Origin of the sequence: Kitasatospora acidiphila, from assembly GCF_006636205.1 — a bacterium.
In the GTDB taxonomy this organism is placed as follows: Bacteria; Actinomycetota; Actinomycetes; order Streptomycetales; family Streptomycetaceae; genus Kitasatospora; species Kitasatospora acidiphila.
In genome coordinates this window covers 7,712,830-7,730,678 of sequence record NZ_VIGB01000003.1, presented here as the reverse complement: position 1 = coordinate 7,730,678, position 17,849 = coordinate 7,712,830, and the positions used below count along the sequence as shown (strand labels likewise).

The window sequence follows — 17,849 nt, the reverse complement described above, 5'->3', positions numbered from 1 at the left end:
ACCCGGTCCTCCCCCTTGGCATTCTCGGGGCTGCCGCACGGGCACCCCGTCAGTGATCTCCGTACTGCTGACGATCTTGTTGGTTCGGCTGGTTCCGCGAAGCGAAGCCGATGAGCCGGGCCGCTCGGTGGCCCATCCGCTGGAACGGCTGCCGGCGTCGGCGCCGGCAGCCGTTCCAGGGAGCCCAGCGGGCAGACCGCAGGCCGGTCGACGCCCACCGGCCCCGAAGCCGTTCCAGCGGCTTCAACACGAGCGGTCAAGCGCGACAGTTCCTACCATCGGCCCGTTCTCCAAGTGATCGCCCACCGGCGCGACTCGGCTCGCTCAGAAGGCGAAGGACTCCAGGTGGTCGAGGCGGACGAACCGGGCGGTCGGGCTTGCCGCGCGCACTGCCTGTTCGAGTGCGGTCAGACCGCCCCAGTCGCGGGCCGGTTCGGTCAGCGGGTAGTCGAAGTCGTCCCAGTGAGTGGGGATCACGTACGGCGGGTGCTCCAGAACGTCCAGCAACCGGGGTACGTAGTCCGGCACCGAGGCGCCGCCGGGCTGGAGCAGCAGCACATCCGGGGCGAGGCCGGCGAGTTGGCGGGCGTCGTAGTTGGCAGCGCCGTTGTCCAGGATGCTGAGCCGGTCGCCGATGGTGATCAGGTAGGCCAGGGTGCCGCCCTCCACCAGCTCGGAGATCACCCGGGGCGCGGCGGGGGACTACCCGCTCGGGTGCCGGGAAAGGGCACCTTCTTACGCGGGCCGGTCATCGAGTGCAGCGAGGGGATGACCTGGATGGTGTAGCCGTCGAACTGCAGCAGCTCGCCGCCGTGCACGACCGAGAGTTGGTCCTCGGGGGCGCCGAGCGCGGTCAGCAGGTTGGCGTGGGTCTCGGTGCCGAGCACCGTGGCGCCGGTGCTGGCGGCGAGGTAGGGGACGTCGGGCAGGTGGTCGTAATGGCCGTGGGTCACGAGAATCTGATCAGCCGTCAGGTTCAGGCTGTCGATGAGGCCGGTGTCCACGGTGATCGGGGTGGCGGGGTCGCTGCCCTGCGGGGTGTAGGTGCCGGTGCGGAACCGGGTGATCCACGGGTCGATCAGGATGGTGGTGGGCTTGTCCGGATCGCCGAAGCGGATCTCCCAGCCGTTGTTGCCCAGCCAGCGCAGCCGCACCCCCGAGGATCCCGGTGGGCCGGAACGCCGTCCTCCCGCAACCGACGGAGCGGCCGAGGCAGGGGCCACGGCAGAGGCCGCAGCAGGGGCCGCGCCGATCAGCGCGGCGGCGCCGGCGAGGGTCGCGGCGCCCGTCACGGATGCGCCGAGCAGGTGCCGACGGGACAACGGGCCTGTGGTGGCGTCGAATTGAGGAGAATTTCGCAGCGGCGGCATCATGAACGAGCTCCTGGACTGGTGAGGGCGGAATACGCGTACCCGAGGGCGCGCGACGGGTGCGGTCAGGGGCAGTTGCCGGATCCGCCGCCGCGGCGCGAGGAGCGCGGGTCAGGGTGGCGAGGTGGCTGGCGGCACGGGCGTTCTCCTGTCTGTCTGGCCGACTGGCTGACTGGCTGACTGGCTGACTGGCCGTCAGCTAAACAGGCCACCACGTGCCGGGTCCAAGACCACTATGATGAAGAGAGCGATAGTGCAACGCCTATGGTCACTGCTCATGCGCCTGCCCCCGTGTCCTCTGTACAACGGGTTGCCGACACCGACCGCCTGGACCGGTCCCTGATCGGATCCTTACGCCGCTCTGGAGCATGATGGGAGCATGAGCGTAGTCAAGATCAACGTACTGACGGTCCCCGCCGAGCAGCGGGAGACCCTGGAGCAGCGGTTCGCCTCCCGGGCGCACGCGGTCGAGAACTCCGACGGATTCGAGTGGTTCGAGCTGCTCCGCCCGGTCGAGGGCACGGACACCTACCTGGTCTACACCCGCTGGCGTGACGAGGCGTCGTTCCAGGCGTGGCTCGAAGGCCCCATGAAGGCGGCTCACCAGGGCGGCGGTGCCGGGACCGGCGAGGGTGGCGAGCGGCCCAAGCCCGCCGCGTCCGGCTCGACGCTGTGGTCCTTCGAGGTCGTTCAGCACGCCGGCCCCAAGAACGCCTAGGGATTGCTGGTGCTGTGACCGACAACGCTCGCCGGTTGGAGGTGACGGCGCCTGAACCGGTTGGATATAGGTCAACGAGGGAACGACCCGACCGACGTTCCTTTCAGGAACTGCCCGGTGCTGTTAGGGCTGGAACAGTTTCCACTGCCCCTCGGAGACGACCTGGGCGGCGCCGTCGACCACCTTGATGGCGGTCTCGTCGTCGATCGCATACGTCGGCGCGGGAATCCGTGCCGCCCACCTCTCCGCGTTGGCCAAGGAGGCGTCGGGGTGGTCCGGGTGCTCCAGGTGCGGGATCACCGCGAAGTCGACGAGTCCTGCTCCCTGTCCCGTGACCAGGATTCTGTCGACGTCACCCTGAGGCGTGGCGAAGACGATGTCTTCCGACCTCAACGGTCCATCGTTCCCGCGGGGCGGTTCGCGGTAGGTCTCGACAAAGGTGGAGGCAACAGCCATGCTCCCGGCGCTCACCCCCACATAGACCGCCTCGGAGCGCAGCGTCGGCAGTAGGCCGGTCAAACCGGAGCGCCGCATCCAGTTGGCGAGAAACAGGGGGTCACCGCCCCATACCAGCAGTGCGTCGGCGGCCTGGACCGTTGGCACCCAAGCAGCCTCCTCGATGCTCGACAGCGCCGTCAGCTCCAGGATCCCCAACGATTTCCAACCCAATCCACACAACGGCGACGGACCCTCACCGGAGATCGCCCGCCACGCCATTCCGGGCCCGCCGGGGAAGGGGTAGATGGCGGTGGGGATGAACAGGGCGTTGGACTCGGCGATCGATTTGCCCAGCAGGTCGACCAGCGCGTCGTGAATGCTGCTGTTCTTGATCCCGGACGACGTGAGGAGTGCTCTCATGTGCCAACCTCCCTGAGTTGCCTACTGCGCAGCACTCGCTGCGCCCCGAACCTCGCTGGACCTGCGCCTGGGCCAGACACAGACCGATCCGGGCGGTGCGATGCAGCACCCGGACATCGGTCCGATCACGACAACGAGACACTCCGACACCATAAAAGGCAGGTACGACACAACCCGGCCAACGTAACCGTCAGAGCACTGGCCTCCGCCTTTCAGTTGGGTTCGGCTGAGCCGGGTTGATGATGTCGACGGCGGATCGTTGGCCGGTTGTTGGCTTGGGGCATGCCGATGGCCCGGCGCGTGGGCCGGGTTCTCCAGGGGTCCTCGGGTCGTGGGCGGGCGGAGACGGTTTCGTCGGTTCAGGTGACCGGGCGGGGCAGGGCTTGGAGTCGGGTGGAGGCGGTCGCGAGGTCGTGGTGCCAAGGCCAGGTGGCGGCGATCCGCAGGTGCAGTCGGCGGGCGCCGTGGGTGATGCGGGCGGCGGCGTGCAGCAGCCGGTAGCGGAGCTTCTTCGGCTCGGCGGCGGCCAATTCGCCCTCGGGTAGGAGGGCCTGGGTCCATGCGAGGAGGTCGATGGCGGCCAGGGAGAGCTCCAGCCAGGCGGCGTTGATCTGGAAGTGGCGGGAGGGGAAGCGGCCGAATCCGCTGGTCTTGCCGCAGCGGATACGGTCCTCGACGCGGGCGTGCGCGCGGTGGCGGACCTCCAGTAGTTGAAGGGAGCCTTGGCCGTAGGGAGTGTCGGTGAGGAAGGCCTGGTGGCGCATGCCCTCGTCCAGGTCGAGCAGGGACAGTTGGGCGCCGGGGTGTGGGCGTTCGCGGTGGACGATGATCCGGGTGCCCTCGGGCAGCCCGGGCAGGTTGATCATGCCGGTCAGTTCGGCGACTTGGGCGCTTTCGCGAAGGGAGCCGTCCTGTTCGAGGGCTGGGTGCCAGACCTGGTCGGGCCTGGTAGTTGACGTCCGCCGGCGTGGGCGGCGGGGAACCGTCGCGGGTCTCGCCGGCCTGCAGCCAGGCGGTCTCGCGGGCGGTGGCGCGGGCCGCTCGCAGGGCGCGCAGGGCGGCCGCATCGATGCCGGCCAGCAGTCGCCAGGCGGTAGGGGTGGAGGCGATGGGGCCGAACACCTCGGGCTGGTCACGTAACAGGGCCAGGTCGGCGATCGCCTCGCCGCCGTCGGCGAGCATCACCGCCAAGTCGACCGCGATCCGGCCCGGATCGTGGCCGGTGCCCCGCGGACGAAACCGACGCAGAGCGTCGCCGAAGGCATTCGTCAGGCCGGTGGCATCGGCGAGATCGGCCAGCAGACGGGATCCGGCGTGACTGACCACCCCTCGCCCGTCGGCAGGGACGACGAGCCGGGGACGCGACCCGGCAGTGTGCACGTAGAAAGTGCCTTCCCGCTGGGCTGACGGAGACCTTAGACAAGCCTCATCATCCCAGCGCAGAAGGCACTTTCGCGTTTCCACTCAAGATCCGGGCGCTGCCGCAAGTGAAACGCGCAGGCTAGTGCCCTCGTTCGCGGCGAAAGGCACTCGGGGACTGCCCGGAGTACGCCTGGAACGCCCGGCTGAAGGCGCTCGCGCTGTCGAAGCCGACGGCCAGCGCGACGCCCAGGACCGTGCTGTTCCGGCGGACCAGCAGAGTCATGGCGCGCAGCAGCCTGCTGTGCAGCAGATACTGCCGCCAGGTCATGCCGGTGGCCGCCTGGAATCGGCGCCGCAGGGTGCGTTCCGAGACCGCCAGCTCGCGGCAGACCCGGCCGAGCGAGACGTCGGCCAGATGATCGTCGGTGTAGCGCATGACCGCGGTGATAAGCGGATCGGTGCTGGTCGGCAGATAGAAGGGCCGCTCATGGTCCAGACGTTCCAGGACCAGCGCGGCCAGCGCTTCGAAGTAGGCGTCGGCGATCGGGTCACTGGTCCGCCGAGCGATCGGCCAGCGGGCCGCGTAGATCACCATCTCCCGCAGGATCGGCTCCACCGGCAGGACCCGCACCCGTCCCGCTGCGTCGGGCACCAGCGCCGGATCGAAGAACACCGACACCGTACGGGCCCCGGCGAAGCCGCTCTTGTGCCCGACGCCGGCCGGGATCCAGGCGGCCTGCCGGGACGGCAGCTGGTAGCGAGCCACGGCGGTCTCGACCTCGACGATCCCCTCGAAGGCGTACTCGAGCTGGTGCTGGTCGTGCCGGTGCCATGGGGTGACCCAGGTCCGGCCCTCGAAGGGCAGCGAACCGGCAGTCAGCCCCGTACCGCCGCGCAGCGACGCCAGGGGCACCGAGGCCGCGGCGGGCAGAGATTCGGCCGAACCAGCAAAGTCGGACATACCACCGGACAGTACCAATGACTCCAAGGCATCCAACCGATCGGAGTCATGATGAACGAAGGCCATCTGATCTATCTGGCCAGCCCCGAGTGGGCCGCGTCCCTGCGTACCGAGTTGCTGCCCTGGATCCAGGAGACCGCCGACCTCGGCGACCATGTCCTGGAGATCGGACCGGGTCCCGGGCTGACCACGGACCTGCTGCTCGAACTCGGGGCGAGCGTGACGGCGGTCGAGATCGACGCCGATCTGGCCGCCAAGCTGCGCGACCGGCTGCCGTCCGTCAAGGTCGTGCGGGGTGACGCGATCACCGCCGAGCTGCCGGGCGGGCAGTACTCGGCGATCACCTGCTTCTCGATGCTGCACCACATGGAGTCACCGGACGACCAGGACCGGCTGTTCGCCCGGCTGTACAAGCTGCTGCGCCCCGGCGCGGCGCTGCTGGGCACCGACCCGCTCGACACCGAGTTCATCCGCGAGGCGCACATCGACGACACCTGCGTCCTGGTCGATCCGGACACCCTGGCCGACCGCCTGCACGCGGCGGGCTTCATCGGCGCGCGCGTCGTCCAGGCCGGTGAGCACCAGTTCCGGTTCACCGCGACCAGACCGGCCTAGTAGTGGTTTGTCAGGTGCTGCGCGGAGTCTGGGCAGGTGTGGTCTTCGGCAGTTCGCTGTCGGTGTGAATCCAGATGAACTGTCATGTTTGCGCGATGAGTTGGAGGCGTTCGCGGCGGAGGTATTCGCTCCGCTGCCGCGCTCAGATCAGCAGGACGCCGGCCTGAGCTACCTACGTGGCCTGTTACTGGACGGACGACGCAAGTCGATGCAGCCGATGTGAGGGCCACCGGCCGAAGTGGCTTCTGGCCATCGAAATGCTTGACGAACTCGCCACCTGGGGGCTTGGCGAGGAGCAACTCGCCTGGCGAACCCCGACGTTGGAGACGCTGGAGAAGCCGCAGTTCTCGCTGCTGCGCAAGGCCGGCCTGCTCACGCTGCGCGGCTGTCTGCTGGTCGCGGTGATCCTGGTGATCGTCAAGATCGTCCAGATGTCCGGCTGATCAGAAGACCCGGCGGTGGTGCGGCGGTTGCCGCACCACCGCATGACCGGGGCGGTGGGCGCGCGCAAGTACGGTTGCGGCTACCTCGCGTTGAACCCGCGCAGCCCGGTCGCCGAGCAGCGCGCACTCCTCGCCGACCGGGGCATCCGGCACGTACTGTCGTGCGGGGAGGGCGGGTTGACGGTGGAGCATGTGCGACACCGACCCTGAACCCGTCATCCGACGGGTGCCGCGACGGCCTCCCGTGGCGGCCGCACCCGGCTGCCGGCCGGCCAGAGCCTGGCCGCCGTGACGGCCGCCAGCAGCGCCGGTGCGCCCAGGGCCGCCAAGGCGGCGGGCAGGCCTGCGGTGGCGCCGAGCCAGCCGGCCAGGGGGTAGGAGAGCAGCCAGCAGCTGTGGGAGAGGGAGAACTGGGCGGCGAAGGCGTCGGCCCGGTGCTCGGGGGCGGTGGCAGCGCGTATCAGGCGGCCGGCGGGGGCGTTGACCACGGCGCAGGCGGCCCCCAGGGCGGCCCAAGTCGCCAGCAGGGCAGGCCACTTCCAGGAGCCGGGCGGGCCGCAGGTCAGCGCTGCGAGTGGTAGGAAGAGGGCCGTGATCGCGAATCCGCCGCCGAGCAGCACCGTGCGCTCGCGCAGCCGCTCCAGCACCGGGGGCAGCAGCAGCGCCGCCGTCATCGACCCGGCGCCGTAGGCCCCGAGTGCGAACGGCACATCGGCGGCACTGCGGTGCAGTTGGTCACGCACGTACACCACGGTGTTGACGAATACCACCGCTCCCCCGCAGGCCACCGCGAGGTTGAGCGCCAGCAGCGCGCGCAGCCGCGGCACCCGCCAGAACAGCCGCATGCCATGGGTGGCCCGGGTGAGCACCCCGCCCGGCACCACCGTGCGCGCCGGGGAGGGCAGCGCCACGGAGACCACCAGCGTGGCGGAGGCGAGGAAGCCGAGCGTGGTGCCGAAGAAGAGCTGGTGGTAGCCGACCACGGTGAGCAGTGCGCCGGCCAGCGCCGGGCTGACCAGGCTCTCCAGGTCGTAGGTCAGGCTGGCGAGGGAGAGCGCGCGGGTGTACTCGCGTTCCTCGGGCAGCAGTTCGGGGATCACCGACTGGAAGGCCGGGGTGAAGGAGGCGCTGGCGGCCTGGAGCACGAAGATCAGCAGATAGACCTGCCACACCTGGGTGACGAAGGGCAGCGCGAGGGCCACGGCGGCCCGGATCACGTCCGCGCCGACCAGCAGGACTCGGCGCGGCAGCCGGTGCGCCTGGGCGCTGATCAGCGGCGCCAGCGCGACGAAGGCGATCATCTTGATCGCCAGCGCGGTGCCCAGCACGGAGCCTGCCCGCGCGCCCGCGAGGTCGTAGGCGAGCAGGCTGAGCGCCACCGTGGCCAGGCCGGTGCCCAGCAGCGCGATGACCTGGGCGGCGAAGAGACGGCGGTAGGCGCGGTGGCGGAAGAGCGTGAACATGGCGGACCTCGGCAGGGTCGACGGCATGGCGGCAGAGCGGCTTGGCAGCAGCACAAGAATAGCTCAATGTGTGCGCACCTGCGCACATGTAGACGAAAATCGGGCCCTTGGGGCCAACGCCACCGGACCTCAGTCGTGCGAGGGCAGACGTCCGATCTCGTGGTCCGCCACGTTCAACGCCTCGTCCACCAAGCGGCGCAGATGCCCGTGCTTCAGGGCGTAGACCACCCTGCGGCCGTCCTTTCGCGTGGTCACCAGCCCGGCCAGCCGCAGCTTGCCCAGGTGCTGGCTGACCGAGGTGCGGGTGGCGTTGCTGGCCTCGGTGAGCGTGCTGACATCGGCCTCGCCCTGCCCGAGCCGGTGCAGCAGGGCCAGCCTGGTCCGGTCGGAGAGCAGTGCCAGGATCCCGGCCGCGACGTCCAACTGCTCGTCGCTGACCAGTTGCTGCACATGCTTCGCACCTGAGACCTGCACGCCCTTGCTCATGCCGACCATCCTAGGCCGCGCACTCGGGCCGAAAGGACGGCCGGACGACCGGACCAACGGACGAGCGGACGAGCGGACGAGCGGACGAGCGGACGAAAGGACGGCCGGACGAAAGGACGAGCGCAGAGCCCGGCCGCCATGCCGGGCTCTGCGCTCGATCCCCCTTGACCGGTGCGCTACTCCCCCACGAAGTCGGCGCCGGTCCGTCGTTCAAGACCTTAGGCGCCCCGGGTCGGCCGGCCGCCGCTCCTGACGCGTTCTTCACGCGCCCGAAGCCGATCTTGACGACTCACTGGCGCCCGGCGCCGGTGGCACGCGGCGCCGGGCGGTCTCAGTGGCTAAAGGCAGGCCTTGCGGCCGTGGTTCGCCTTCTTCTTGCGACGGGCCTTCTTCTTGCGGGCACGCTTGGACATCGTCTCGGTCTCCTCTCGGTTCTCAGGCGGCCTTCGGGGCCAGTTGGTCGGCGAGCTTGACCAGGCGGCGCTGCGAGCGCTCCTCGTGCACGGCCACGGCGGTCGGCGCGATGTCGCCGCCGTCGTAGTACTCGCCGTTGACCAGCACCGCCTCGGGCAGGCACAGGCGGACCACGGCCGCCGCGCCCTCCGCCGGGGGCGCCCCCACCCGGCCGTAGAGCGGGAGCAGCGCGGTGTCGCAGAGCCCCGGGTTGAGGCTGACGCTGGTGATGCCCGAGCCCGCCGGGGCCATCGCGCCGGCTGCCATCGACAGCGCCAGCTGCGACTGGGCGCAGGCGGCCACCCGGGAGTACTTCTTGGTCCGGTTGGGGTCGGTCCAGTTCATCGACGCGGTGCGGTGCAGCGACGACGAGACGTTGACGATCCGCGCGTCCCCGGCGGCCGCCAGCGGCTCACGAAGCCGGCCGGCCAGCAGGTAGCCGGCCAGGAAGTTCACCTGGAAGGACATCTCGACGCCGTCGGCCGACAGGGTGCAGCGCTCCGGCGCCATCACGGCGACGTTGTTGACCAGCAGGTGCAGCTGGGAGAAGTCCCGGCGGACCGCCGCGGCCAGCGCCTCGACCTCAGCCAGTGCCGTGAAGTCGGCCGCATAGGACCGGAGTTGAGCACGCTCGGCGCCCTGTGCGACCAGCCGTTCGACGGCGTTCTCGGCCTCCGCGCCGGTCCGGGCATGGACCAGCACGGTGGCCCCCAGCTCGGCCAACTGCCGGGCCGTCTCCCAGCCGATGCCCGAAGAGGCGCCGGTGACAAGGACGTTGCGGTGTGCGAGGGCTGCGGACATGGTCCTTCCAAGGGTGTGCGGGCACGCCCGGGGTGCCACCGAGCGCGCTCGAAAGGCGAGCGGAGCGCGGCGGGTGCCGGGGTGAGCAGGAGATTCGATGAAGGCATGGCTCTGACCTAGCGTCAGAGCACAAAGTCTGGAGGAGAAACCGGGCAGCCGTCAGTGGGCAGCGCGGCGGAGCGCGGACACGCCAGCGGGCGTCCGCGGATGCGGCGGACGGTCGTGGTGGCGGGCCGGGCAGGTCATGGCGGTGATTCAAGTACGCCGGTGATCGGAAGGCAAGCGCGACTCACCCGCCCTGATGAATCCCTGACACAGAAGGTCGGTTGGCCGCTCAGTCCGGGATCGCCGAGCGGAGCCGCAGCCGCAGGTAGTCGACGATCGGCCGGGTCAGCGGGCCCGGTGTAGGTTTCTGCCCTATGGACGGCTCGCGCGGCAACACCCCGTGGTATCGCTCCACCGCGGTGGAGGTACTGGTCGCCCTCGGGTATGCGCTGGTGTTCCTCTCCCCCGGTGCCGTCGAACCCGCGCTGCGCGCCTGGCTGGTCGCCGGCGCGCTGCTGACCGTGGTGGCCCCGCTGCCGTTGCGCTGGCGCCGGCCCAGAACCGTCTTCTGCGTGGTGCTGGTCGGCAACCTGGTGGCCTGCTGCCTGGGCGTGGTCCGGGATCCGCTGCTCGCGGCGGCCTTCGCGCTCTACCCGGTGGCGCTCGGTGCCGCGCCCCGGGAGCGGCGGGGCGTGCTGCGTACGGGGGTCGGGCCCGCCGCCGCGCTGCTGGTGCTCGCGGCGGCCACGGGCGGCGTCGGGGTGGCGGCGTCGGCCGTCCGCACCGCGGTGCTCGGCGCCCTGGCGCTGGCCGGCTCCTGGGCGCTGGCCCGGGCGGCCGCCGGGCGGCGGGCGCAGGCGGAGCGCGCGGTGGCGGAGGCGGCCCGGCGGGCGGTGACCGAGGAGCGGCTGCGGCTGGCCCGGGAGCTGCACGACGTGGTGTCGGGGACGCTCGGGGTGATCCTGGTGCACGCGTCGGTGGGCCGGCACCTCGCGGACCAGGAGCCGGCGCGGGCCCTCGACGCGCTGGGACTGATCGAGACCGCGAGCAGGGAGGCCGTCGCGGAGATGCGCGAGATGCTCGACATACTCCGGACCGACAGCTCGCCCGGGGATGCCGACGAGCCGCTGCGGGCCCGCCTGCTGCGGGTGGTCGACACCGCTCGCGCCGTGGGGGTCGAGACCTCCGCCGAGTTCGCCGGCCTGGACGTGCTGCCGCCCTGGGTGGACCAGGCCGTGCACCGGATCGTGCAGGAGGGGCTGACCAATGTGATCCGGCATGCCGCGCCGACCCGCTGCCGGGTGCGGGTGTCGGTGCGGGCGCAGCGCGCCGAGGTGGAGATCACCGATGCGGGGCCCGCCGGGGCCGCGCCGCTGCCGCCGGGCCTCTCCTTCGGCCGTGGGCTGACCGGCGTGCGGGAGCGGGTCACCGCGCTGGACGGCACGCTCACCGCCGGACCGCTCAGCGGCGGCGGGTTCCGGCTGCTGGCGGCCATACCGCTGGGCGCGGGCCCGGCGGACAAGGTGGTGGGCGAAGGTGTACCGAGGAGCCGGATGGGCGAGGAGGCGGGCCGTTGAGCGGGATCCGGGTGGTCATCGTGGACGACCACGACCTGATCCGGGCGGGGCTGCGGCTGCTGGTCGACTCGGAGCCGGATCTGACCGTGGCCGGCGAGGCGGGCGACGGCCGGGAGGCCGTGGAGGTCGTCGCGCGGGTGCGCCCGGACGTGGTGCTGATGGACATCCAGATGCCCGGGACCGACGGTGTGGCGGCCACCCGGCTGCTCTCCGCCGATCCGCGCACGGCGGCGGCGCGGGTGCTGGTCCTCACCACCTACGACACCGACGAGCACGTCTTCGGCGCGCTGGCCGCCGGTGCCAGCGGCTTCGTGCTCAAGACCACGCCGCCGCCCGAACTGCTCACCGCGATCCGCACCGTGGCGGCCGGCGAGGCGCTGCTCGCACCCAGCGTCACCCGCCGGCTGATCGCCGAGTACACGGCCGCGCGCCCGGTCCGCCCCGACCTCGCCGCCGCGGCCGCCCGGCTGCTCGACGGGCTGACGGCCCGCGAGCGTGAGGTCCTGGAGCTGGTCGCGCGCGGCCTGTCGAACCCGGAGATCGCCGCCCGGCTGCGGGTCGGTCCGGCGACCGTGAAGACGCACATGAGCCGGCTGCTGGCCAAGACCAACAGTCGGGACCGGGCCCAACTGGTGGTCATCGCCTATGAGTCGGGGCTGATCCGGGCCGGATTTCGCGACTGAGCCTGCGGGTGGGCATCCGCACCTGGGGACGGCCGAGGTCCCCTCCCGCCGTCCACCCCTGGGGGGACGGCGGAGGTCCCCTTCCGCTCTGACGACAACCGGGCGGGGCCGCTGGCACCCTGGCGGGCGTGATCGAGGTCGAGCAACTCAGCAAACGGTACGGCGGCACACTCGCCGTCGACGACGTCAGCTTCCGCGCACCGTCCGGCCGGGTGACCGCCCTGCTCGGCCCCAACGGCGCGGGCAAGTCCACCACCCTGCGGATCCTGCTCGGGCTGGCCCGGCCCGACGGCGGACGCGCACTGATCAACGGCACCGGCTACCGCGAGTTGGACGAACCGCTGAAGCAGGTCGGGGCCCTCCTCGAAGCGGGGGCCGTCCACAAGGGCCGCACCGGCTACCAGCATCTGCGCTGGCTGGCCGAGAGCAACCGGCTACCGGTCGCCCGGGTGCGCATCGTGCTGGAGCAGACCGGTCTCGCGGCGCGCGGGCGCACCCGGATCGCCGGCTACTCCCTGGGCATGACGCAGCGCCTGGGCCTGGCCGCCGCGCTGCTCGGCGACCCGGGCGTGCTGGTCCTGGACGAGCCGCTCAACGGCCTGGACGCCGAGGGGATCAGCCAGTTGCGCTCGCTGCTGCGCCAACTCGCCGACGAGGGGCGGACGGTGCTGGTGTCCAGTCATCTGATGGCCGAAGTGGCCCGCACCGCCGACCACTTGGTGGTGATCGGCTGCGGCCGGGTGCTGGCCGACCTGCCCACCGCCGAGCTGATCGCCCGGCATGTCGCGCCCGGTGTGCGGGTGAGCTGCGCGGAACCGGCGCGGCTGGCCGACCTGTTGCGCAGTGCCGGCGCCGTGGCGCAGCAGACTCCGGACGGCGCACTCGCGGTCACCGGGGTCACCGCCGCCGAGGTGGGGGCGCTGGCCGCCCGGCACCAGCTGGCCCTGGACGGGCTGAGCCGGACGGCGGGCTCCCTGGAGGACGCCTATCTCAACCTGCTGAAGGAGGCATGATGAGGCTCGCGGTCCTGCGTTCCGAACTCACCAAGCTGCGCACGCTGCGCTCGGCGATGGTCTGCCTGGGGGTGCTGCTGCTCCTTGAGGTGGGCCTCGGCGCGGTCGCCGGCTGGTCGGTGCAACGCGCCATCGCCCAGGGCAGCCCGAAGCTCTCCCCCGACTGGGACCCGGAGTCGGCCGGGCTGTCGGTGATCGGCTACAGCCAGTTCGCGCTGATCGTCTTCGGGGTGCTGACGATCAGTCATGAGTACACCTCCGGCATGATCCGGCAGTCACTGCTCGCCGTGCCCCGGCGGGGTGCCTTCTACGCGGCGAAGCTGCTGGTGAGCGCGGCGGTGTCGCTGGCCGTGGCGATCCCCGCCGTCTTCTTCGGCTACCTCACCGCTGAGGCCGGGCTCGGCCGCTACGGAACGACGCTCGACGCTCCCGAACTGCCGCGCGCCATCGCCGGCGGCGTGCTCTACCTGGTGCTGACCGGCCTGTTCTGCACCGGCGTCGCGGCCCTGCTGCGCAGCCCGGTGGCGGCGCTGGCGGTGCTGGCCCCGCTGTACTTCTTCGTCTCCCAGCTGCTGACCACGATTCACGCCACCGGCCGGTTCGCCGCCTATCTGCCTGACCAGGCGGGGCTGCGGATGTTCGCGGTGGGCGGGGCGCACCACGCCGCCCGGCTCGGTCCGGGCGGCGGGTTGGCGGTGCTGGTGGCGTGGGTCTGCTTGGCGCTCGGCGCCGGGTATCTGAGGTTGCGTCAGCTTGAACCGTGACGCCATTGCGGTCGCAGCCTGAACAGCGCCAGCTCATCGCCGAAGGACACCAGCAGCTCACCCGGTCCGGCGACAGCCAACGCCCCTACCCGGTAGGGGAATCGTAGTGGTGACCCGACCGGCGCGTGTGCCACGGGGTCCCACAGCCGTACCGTACCGTCGTCGCCGCCACTGACGACGTACACCCGGCCCTCCCACTCGATCGTCTCGATCGCGGTGAGCCGGCCACGGCCGTGCCCGCGCAGGCCCATCCCGGTCTCCAGGCCGGTCGCGACGTCCCAGATCCGCATCCAGTTGTCGTAGCCGGCCCCGGTGACGGCGACGGTCCGGCCGTTGAGCACGGTCGTCACGATCCGGCTCACCGCGCGCCGGTGGCCCGTGAGCGGGAGGCCCAACTGCCGCCGCTCCGCCAGGTCCCAGCGCTGTACGCGGTGGTGCGAGTGGCCGGTGAGGACGACGGTCCGCCCGTCCGCCACCGCACTCGCCACCGCGTGGACGGGCGAGTCGCCCGTCTCCAGCGGCGGCAGCACCGGCGCGCCCGAGGCGAGGTCCCGCACGTGCACGGTCCCGTCGTCGCACCCCGCCAGCAGCACCGGCATGCCGTCCAGCAACGCTGCGGCAAGGGAGTTGACCTCGGCCGGGAAGTCGGTGATCGGCGGGGCGGCACTCCGGCGGGTGGCGAGATCGGTGAGTCGCACCGTCGCGTCCCGGCCTGCGGTGATCAGCAGGCGGCGGCCGTCCGTCTCGGTGGTGGTCGCGGCGGCCAACCCGACGCTGTGACCGGGCAGTGCGGCCACCTCCCGCGGCCCTTCCGCCACTCCCCAGAGGCCGATCACGCCGTCATGGCCGCAGCTCACGGCCACTCCACGCCCGTCCAGCACGCTGCTGCCCAGCCACGCCGGGGCGGCCTGCGCGATGGTGGGCGGCGCGCTGTCGAGGCGGATTCCGGTGAGCCGCCACACCCGCACCAGGCCGTCGGTGGCGCTGGCGACCACGGCCGGGCGGCCGCCGATCACCGTCAGGGCGACCCGGTCGATGGGCTGCTCATGGCCGGTGAACGGTTCGGCGATCGGCCGGCCGGTGGCGAGGTCCCACACCCGGACCTCGCCGTCCCAGCCGCCGGTGACGACGAGGGTGCGGCCGTCCACGGTGGCGGCGGCCAGCGCGCCGACCCGGTCGCCACGCCCGGTCAGCAGGCTGTGGATGAGATGACGTTCCGTCAGATCCCAGACCTGGACGGCGCCATCGTCGCTGGCGGTGACCGCGACCGTCCGCCCCGCCGACTCCGCCGTCGTCACGGCCGCCACCCGGGCCCGATGGCCGACCAGCGGCTCGGTCCGACCGTTGGTCAGATCCCTGACCAGCACCTCGCAGTCCCGCTCGCCGGCCGTGATGGCGATCGGCCGGCCGTTCAGCAGCACCGTGGCCACCGCGACCACCCAGCCGTGGTGGCCGCCCACGGGCTCGACGACCTGCTCGCCGGTGGCGGGGTCCCACAGCCGGGTGAGCCCGTCCCACCCACCGGTCACGAGCAACTCACGGCCGTCCAGGGTGACGCTCGCCGCCGTGATCATCCTGCCCTTGGCCACCGTCAGCGGCTCGCCGACCGGTTCGCCGGTGCGCAGGCACCAGGCACGCAACCGGTCGCCACTGCGGGCCGGGTCGAAGCGGTACTCGGGATCGCGCTGCTCGTGTCCGGTGAGGACCAGCGGGCGGCCGCCGATGGTCAGCGCCGCCACCACTCGGGCATCCCGCTCGACCTCGAAGGCGTTCACCGTCTCGGCGGTCAGGGCGTCCCAGACCCGCACCTGGTTGGGCCACTCGTCACCGACGACGACCGGACGGCCGTCGAGTTCGGTCAGCGCCGGCTGCACTCCGCCGGCGCGCAGCACCTGGATCAGCCGCTGGTCGGCCTGGCGACCGGTGGCCCACTGGACCGTCCAGCAGTCTCCTGACTGCCCGCTGGACGCCGCTTCATTCAACTCGGCGGCCAGGTCGCGGTAGCCGAACCGGGCCGCCTCCAGAGCCAGCAGCTGTGAGCCGGCGACCGGGTCGGCATCGCGCAGCAGGTGGGCGACGGAACTGCGCAGTCGCTCGATTTCGTCTTTCTGACTCTTCGTCACATCCGCCTCGCCGAACGCCATTTGGACCGGCTCTGCCCCGTCATGGCATCCACCGCCAGCACGCTTCCCTTCGTGGTGACCACATGGACCACACCATCGGCGACGACCGGATCGCTCCCCGGGCTGTCCAGCGGCACACGCCAACGCACCGCGCCGCTGGCCGGATCGAGCCGGAGCAGGGTGCGGTTGCCGACGCCGCTGACCACCCATGCCGAGGACCCGCTGAGCGTGACCGCCGAGCCGCCGTGCGGGCTGGACAGCTGCCAGCGCATCCGGCCCTCGGCCGCGTCGACCGCGTACACGCCGCCGGCACTGTCGCCGATGTAGACGGTGTCACCGAGCACCGCCGGGCTCTTGTCGATGGTGCCGGACGCCTGCGCGCCCCAGCGGTGCTCACCGGTGTGCGCGTCGAAGGCGTCCAACCGGCCGGATCCGGTGCCGATGTAGACCGTACCGTCCGCCACCGTCGGGGCGCAGGTCGCCAGGTACCGCTCGCCGGCGTCGTTGTGCCACAGCCGCTTGCCGTCGCGCACCCTGAACGCGCTCAACTCGGCCTTGGCGCCCTGCACATAGACCCGACCGTCGGCGACCGCCGGGCCGGACGCGGAGCCGTCGGGCAGCCGGACCTCCCAACGCGGCTCGCCGGTCTGCGCATCCAGCGCCTGCAGCGAACTCGCGCCGCGCATCACATCACGCGGAACGTGCACCACGTACAGCACCCCGTCGTCGAGGGCCAGCGGCGCCGACTGGCCGACGCGGCGCTGCCAGCGCTCCCGGCCGTCGTCGGCGCCGAGCGCGTGCAGCAGACCGTCCTCGGTGGTGAAGTACACCACACCATCGCCGACCGCCGGGGTCCCGTCGACCTTGGCACCGGCGGTGAACCGCCAACGTTCCTCGCCCGTGGCCGCGTTGAGCGCGAAGCAGTGGCCGCTCAGGCTGCCCTGGTAGAGGGTGCCCTCGCAGACCGCGGGCGCGGAGCCGAGGCCCGAGGGGAGGCGGACCCGCCAGGGCCGGAATCCGGCCGGCGGGGTGCCCTCGGGGAAGACGCCGGTGTGGGCCGGTCCACCGCGGTACATGGTGGTGGGGCGGTGCTCGCGGGTCGTTGCGGGTCGCCGAGCGGGCCCGGAGGGGCGGGCGTCCTGCGGCTCGCCCCACAGCCGCGGGTCGAACTCCGCCACCAGCCGGACCAGCGAGCGCAGTTCGGGGAGCGGCTGCCGGTCCTCGCGGAACAGGGCCGGCCCGTACGGGCCCACATAGCAGAGCTGGTCGCCGTCCACCCGCCACTCCAGCCAGGGGCGGTCGTCGGTGAACTCCCGTACACCGCTGGTCAGTAGCCGCCCGGCGAGGTCGAGATCGGTGGTCTCCACGACGTGTACGGCGTCGTAGGCCGGGTCACCCGTTTCGTACAGGCGGCGCCCACGCTGCAGGGCAGCCTGCTTGAGCAGCGGGACCATGGTGTCCACGGCGAGCGTGTGCCGGGACACCACGACCAGGGGCAGCCGGTCGGGCAGTTCCACCAGGTGCACGGTGCGCAGCGTGTGCGGTGCCAGCCGGAAGTCCCATGGCGACTTGGGCTGCGGGGTGACGGCGTCGAAGACGGTGACCCGGCGGCCATCCAGGGTGCCGGTCACCACGAATCTGGCCCTCGACCCGTCGTTGGACTCGACGATCGCCTCCCGCCAGCGCCGCAGCAACTCGGGCCGCTCGTCGGCGTACTCCCAGCCCTGTTCGGCGGCCAGGCGCCGCCGCGCCCGCTCCCGCTGCCGCAGATCGGCCCACCCGCGGCCCCACGGCCCGAACCGCCACCATGCCGACCCCACCACGAGCACCCCGACGGCGCTCGCCGCCCAGACTCCCCAACCACCCAAGGTCCACCTCCTGTTCGGAATTCGGACCCTACCCGGCGCGACGATCACCGTGCCGAGCCGGACTGTAACAATCTCCCCGACGAGCCCCGCGCGGCGATCGGTATCCCCGGCGGCGATCAGCGCCCCGGGCGACCCGAAACCTCGTTGAGCCTGCGCCACAGTCGCGCAGGGTGACGGACGTGATCCAACCACCATGCCTCCGCGTCCCCAGACACCCGAGCACCGTGAGGATCACCATGCTGGACA

At 71.8% G+C, this 17,849-nt stretch carries 17 protein-coding genes and 2 pseudogenes; 9 read left to right on the top strand and 10 right to left on the bottom strand.

The annotated features are described in order from the left end of the window. Nucleotides 1-324 precede the first annotated feature (324 nt). Nucleotides 325-684, bottom strand: a complete 360-nt coding sequence (locus E6W39_RS40605; RefSeq protein ID WP_220140317.1) for an MBL fold metallo-hydrolase — start codon at nucleotides 682-684, stop codon at nucleotides 325-327. Beyond that, a complete protein-coding gene (locus E6W39_RS36490; RefSeq protein WP_220140316.1) occupies nucleotides 681-1,373 on the bottom strand; it encodes an MBL fold metallo-hydrolase in 693 nt (230 codons plus the stop codon). Before E6W39_RS36490 ends, E6W39_RS40605 begins: the two co-directional genes overlap by 4 nt. A gap of 376 nt (nucleotides 1,374-1,749) precedes the next feature. Here E6W39_RS36490 and E6W39_RS36485 point away from each other — a divergent pair, with 376 nt between their 5' ends. Then, nucleotides 1,750-2,088: an antibiotic biosynthesis monooxygenase family protein gene (locus tag E6W39_RS36485; protein WP_141637104.1), complete on the top strand. Its 339-nt coding sequence runs from the start codon at nucleotides 1,750-1,752 to the stop codon at nucleotides 2,086-2,088. A 123-nt stretch (nucleotides 2,089-2,211) separates the two neighbouring features. Here the strand turns inward: E6W39_RS36485 and E6W39_RS36480 are convergent, their stop codons facing one another. From E6W39_RS36480 to E6W39_RS36470, 3 genes and pseudogenes are all read right to left on the bottom strand, one after another. Next, the gene (locus E6W39_RS36480) at nucleotides 2,212-2,946 is read right to left on the bottom strand and encodes a Type 1 glutamine amidotransferase-like domain-containing protein (protein WP_141637103.1); all 735 of its coding nucleotides are present in this window, start codon (nucleotides 2,944-2,946) and stop codon (nucleotides 2,212-2,214) included. Between the two features lie 359 nt (nucleotides 2,947-3,305). Next, a pseudogene (locus tag E6W39_RS36475) lies at nucleotides 3,306-4,281 on the bottom strand (transposase); the annotation flags it as partial. Nucleotides 4,282-4,447: 166 nt separating this feature from the next. Further along, nucleotides 4,448-5,269: a helix-turn-helix transcriptional regulator gene (locus E6W39_RS36470; RefSeq protein WP_141637102.1), complete on the bottom strand. Its 822-nt coding sequence runs from the start codon at nucleotides 5,267-5,269 to the stop codon at nucleotides 4,448-4,450. Nucleotides 5,270-5,317: 48 nt separating this feature from the next. Here E6W39_RS36470 and E6W39_RS36465 point away from each other — a divergent pair, with 48 nt between their 5' ends. From E6W39_RS36465 to E6W39_RS40025, 4 genes and pseudogenes are all read left to right on the top strand, one after another. Then, entirely contained in the window at nucleotides 5,318-5,884 is a 567-nt protein-coding gene (locus tag E6W39_RS36465; protein WP_220140315.1) for a class I SAM-dependent methyltransferase, read from the top strand. 64 nt (nucleotides 5,885-5,948) lie between these two features. Beyond that, nucleotides 5,949-6,104: pseudogene (locus tag E6W39_RS42345) on the top strand (transposase); the annotation flags it as partial. Nucleotides 6,105-6,141: 37 nt separating this feature from the next. Then, complete coding sequence (locus tag E6W39_RS36455) at nucleotides 6,142-6,327, top strand: hypothetical protein (RefSeq protein ID WP_141637101.1); 186 nt, start codon at nucleotides 6,142-6,144, stop codon at nucleotides 6,325-6,327. A gap of 27 nt (nucleotides 6,328-6,354) precedes the next feature. Beyond that, nucleotides 6,355-6,537 (top strand): hypothetical protein, encoded by a 183-nt coding sequence (locus tag E6W39_RS40025; protein ID WP_181799611.1) that lies wholly within the window; start codon nucleotides 6,355-6,357, stop codon nucleotides 6,535-6,537. A gap of 5 nt (nucleotides 6,538-6,542) precedes the next feature. Here E6W39_RS40025 and E6W39_RS36450 read toward each other — a convergent pair whose 3' ends face one another. The 3 genes from E6W39_RS36450 to E6W39_RS36440 form a co-directional block, all read right to left on the bottom strand. Further along, nucleotides 6,543-7,790, bottom strand: coding sequence for an MFS transporter (locus E6W39_RS36450; RefSeq protein ID WP_141637100.1), 1,248 nt, complete (start codon nucleotides 7,788-7,790; stop codon nucleotides 6,543-6,545). A gap of 129 nt (nucleotides 7,791-7,919) precedes the next feature. After that, on the bottom strand, nucleotides 7,920-8,276 hold the full coding sequence (locus E6W39_RS36445) for an ArsR/SmtB family transcription factor (RefSeq protein ID WP_141637099.1): 357 nt from the start codon (nucleotides 8,274-8,276) through the stop codon (nucleotides 7,920-7,922). Nucleotides 8,277-8,711: 435 nt separating this feature from the next. Next, a complete protein-coding gene (locus E6W39_RS36440) occupies nucleotides 8,712-9,530 on the bottom strand; it encodes an SDR family NAD(P)-dependent oxidoreductase (RefSeq protein WP_141637098.1) in 819 nt (272 codons plus the stop codon). A 419-nt stretch (nucleotides 9,531-9,949) separates the two neighbouring features. Between E6W39_RS36440 and E6W39_RS36435 the strand changes: the two genes are divergently transcribed. The 4 genes from E6W39_RS36435 (at nucleotide 9,950) to E6W39_RS36420 (ending at nucleotide 13,612) form a co-directional block, all read left to right on the top strand. Then, the gene (locus E6W39_RS36435) at nucleotides 9,950-11,152 is read left to right on the top strand and encodes a sensor histidine kinase (protein ID WP_141637097.1); all 1,203 of its coding nucleotides are present in this window, start codon (nucleotides 9,950-9,952) and stop codon (nucleotides 11,150-11,152) included. Continuing rightward, complete coding sequence (locus tag E6W39_RS36430) at nucleotides 11,149-11,835, top strand: response regulator (RefSeq protein ID WP_141637096.1); 687 nt, start codon at nucleotides 11,149-11,151, stop codon at nucleotides 11,833-11,835. Before E6W39_RS36435 ends, E6W39_RS36430 begins: the two co-directional genes overlap by 4 nt. A gap of 128 nt (nucleotides 11,836-11,963) precedes the next feature. After that, entirely contained in the window at nucleotides 11,964-12,848 is an 885-nt protein-coding gene (locus tag E6W39_RS36425; RefSeq protein ID WP_141637095.1) for an ABC transporter ATP-binding protein, read from the top strand. Then, nucleotides 12,848-13,612: an ABC transporter permease subunit gene (locus E6W39_RS36420; RefSeq protein WP_181799610.1), complete on the top strand. Its 765-nt coding sequence runs from the start codon at nucleotides 12,848-12,850 to the stop codon at nucleotides 13,610-13,612. Before E6W39_RS36425 ends, E6W39_RS36420 begins: the two co-directional genes overlap by 1 nt. On the opposite strand, the gene E6W39_RS36415 is transcribed toward E6W39_RS36420, so the two are convergent. Then, a complete protein-coding gene (locus tag E6W39_RS36415) occupies nucleotides 13,597-15,735 on the bottom strand; it encodes a WD40 repeat domain-containing protein (RefSeq protein ID WP_141637093.1) in 2,139 nt (712 codons plus the stop codon). The genes E6W39_RS36420 and E6W39_RS36415 overlap by 16 nt on opposite strands. Next, the gene (locus E6W39_RS36410) at nucleotides 15,732-17,603 is read right to left on the bottom strand and encodes an outer membrane protein assembly factor BamB family protein (RefSeq protein WP_141637092.1); all 1,872 of its coding nucleotides are present in this window, start codon (nucleotides 17,601-17,603) and stop codon (nucleotides 15,732-15,734) included. Before E6W39_RS36410 ends, E6W39_RS36415 begins: the two co-directional genes overlap by 4 nt. Between the last annotated feature and the right edge of the window lie 246 nt (nucleotides 17,604-17,849).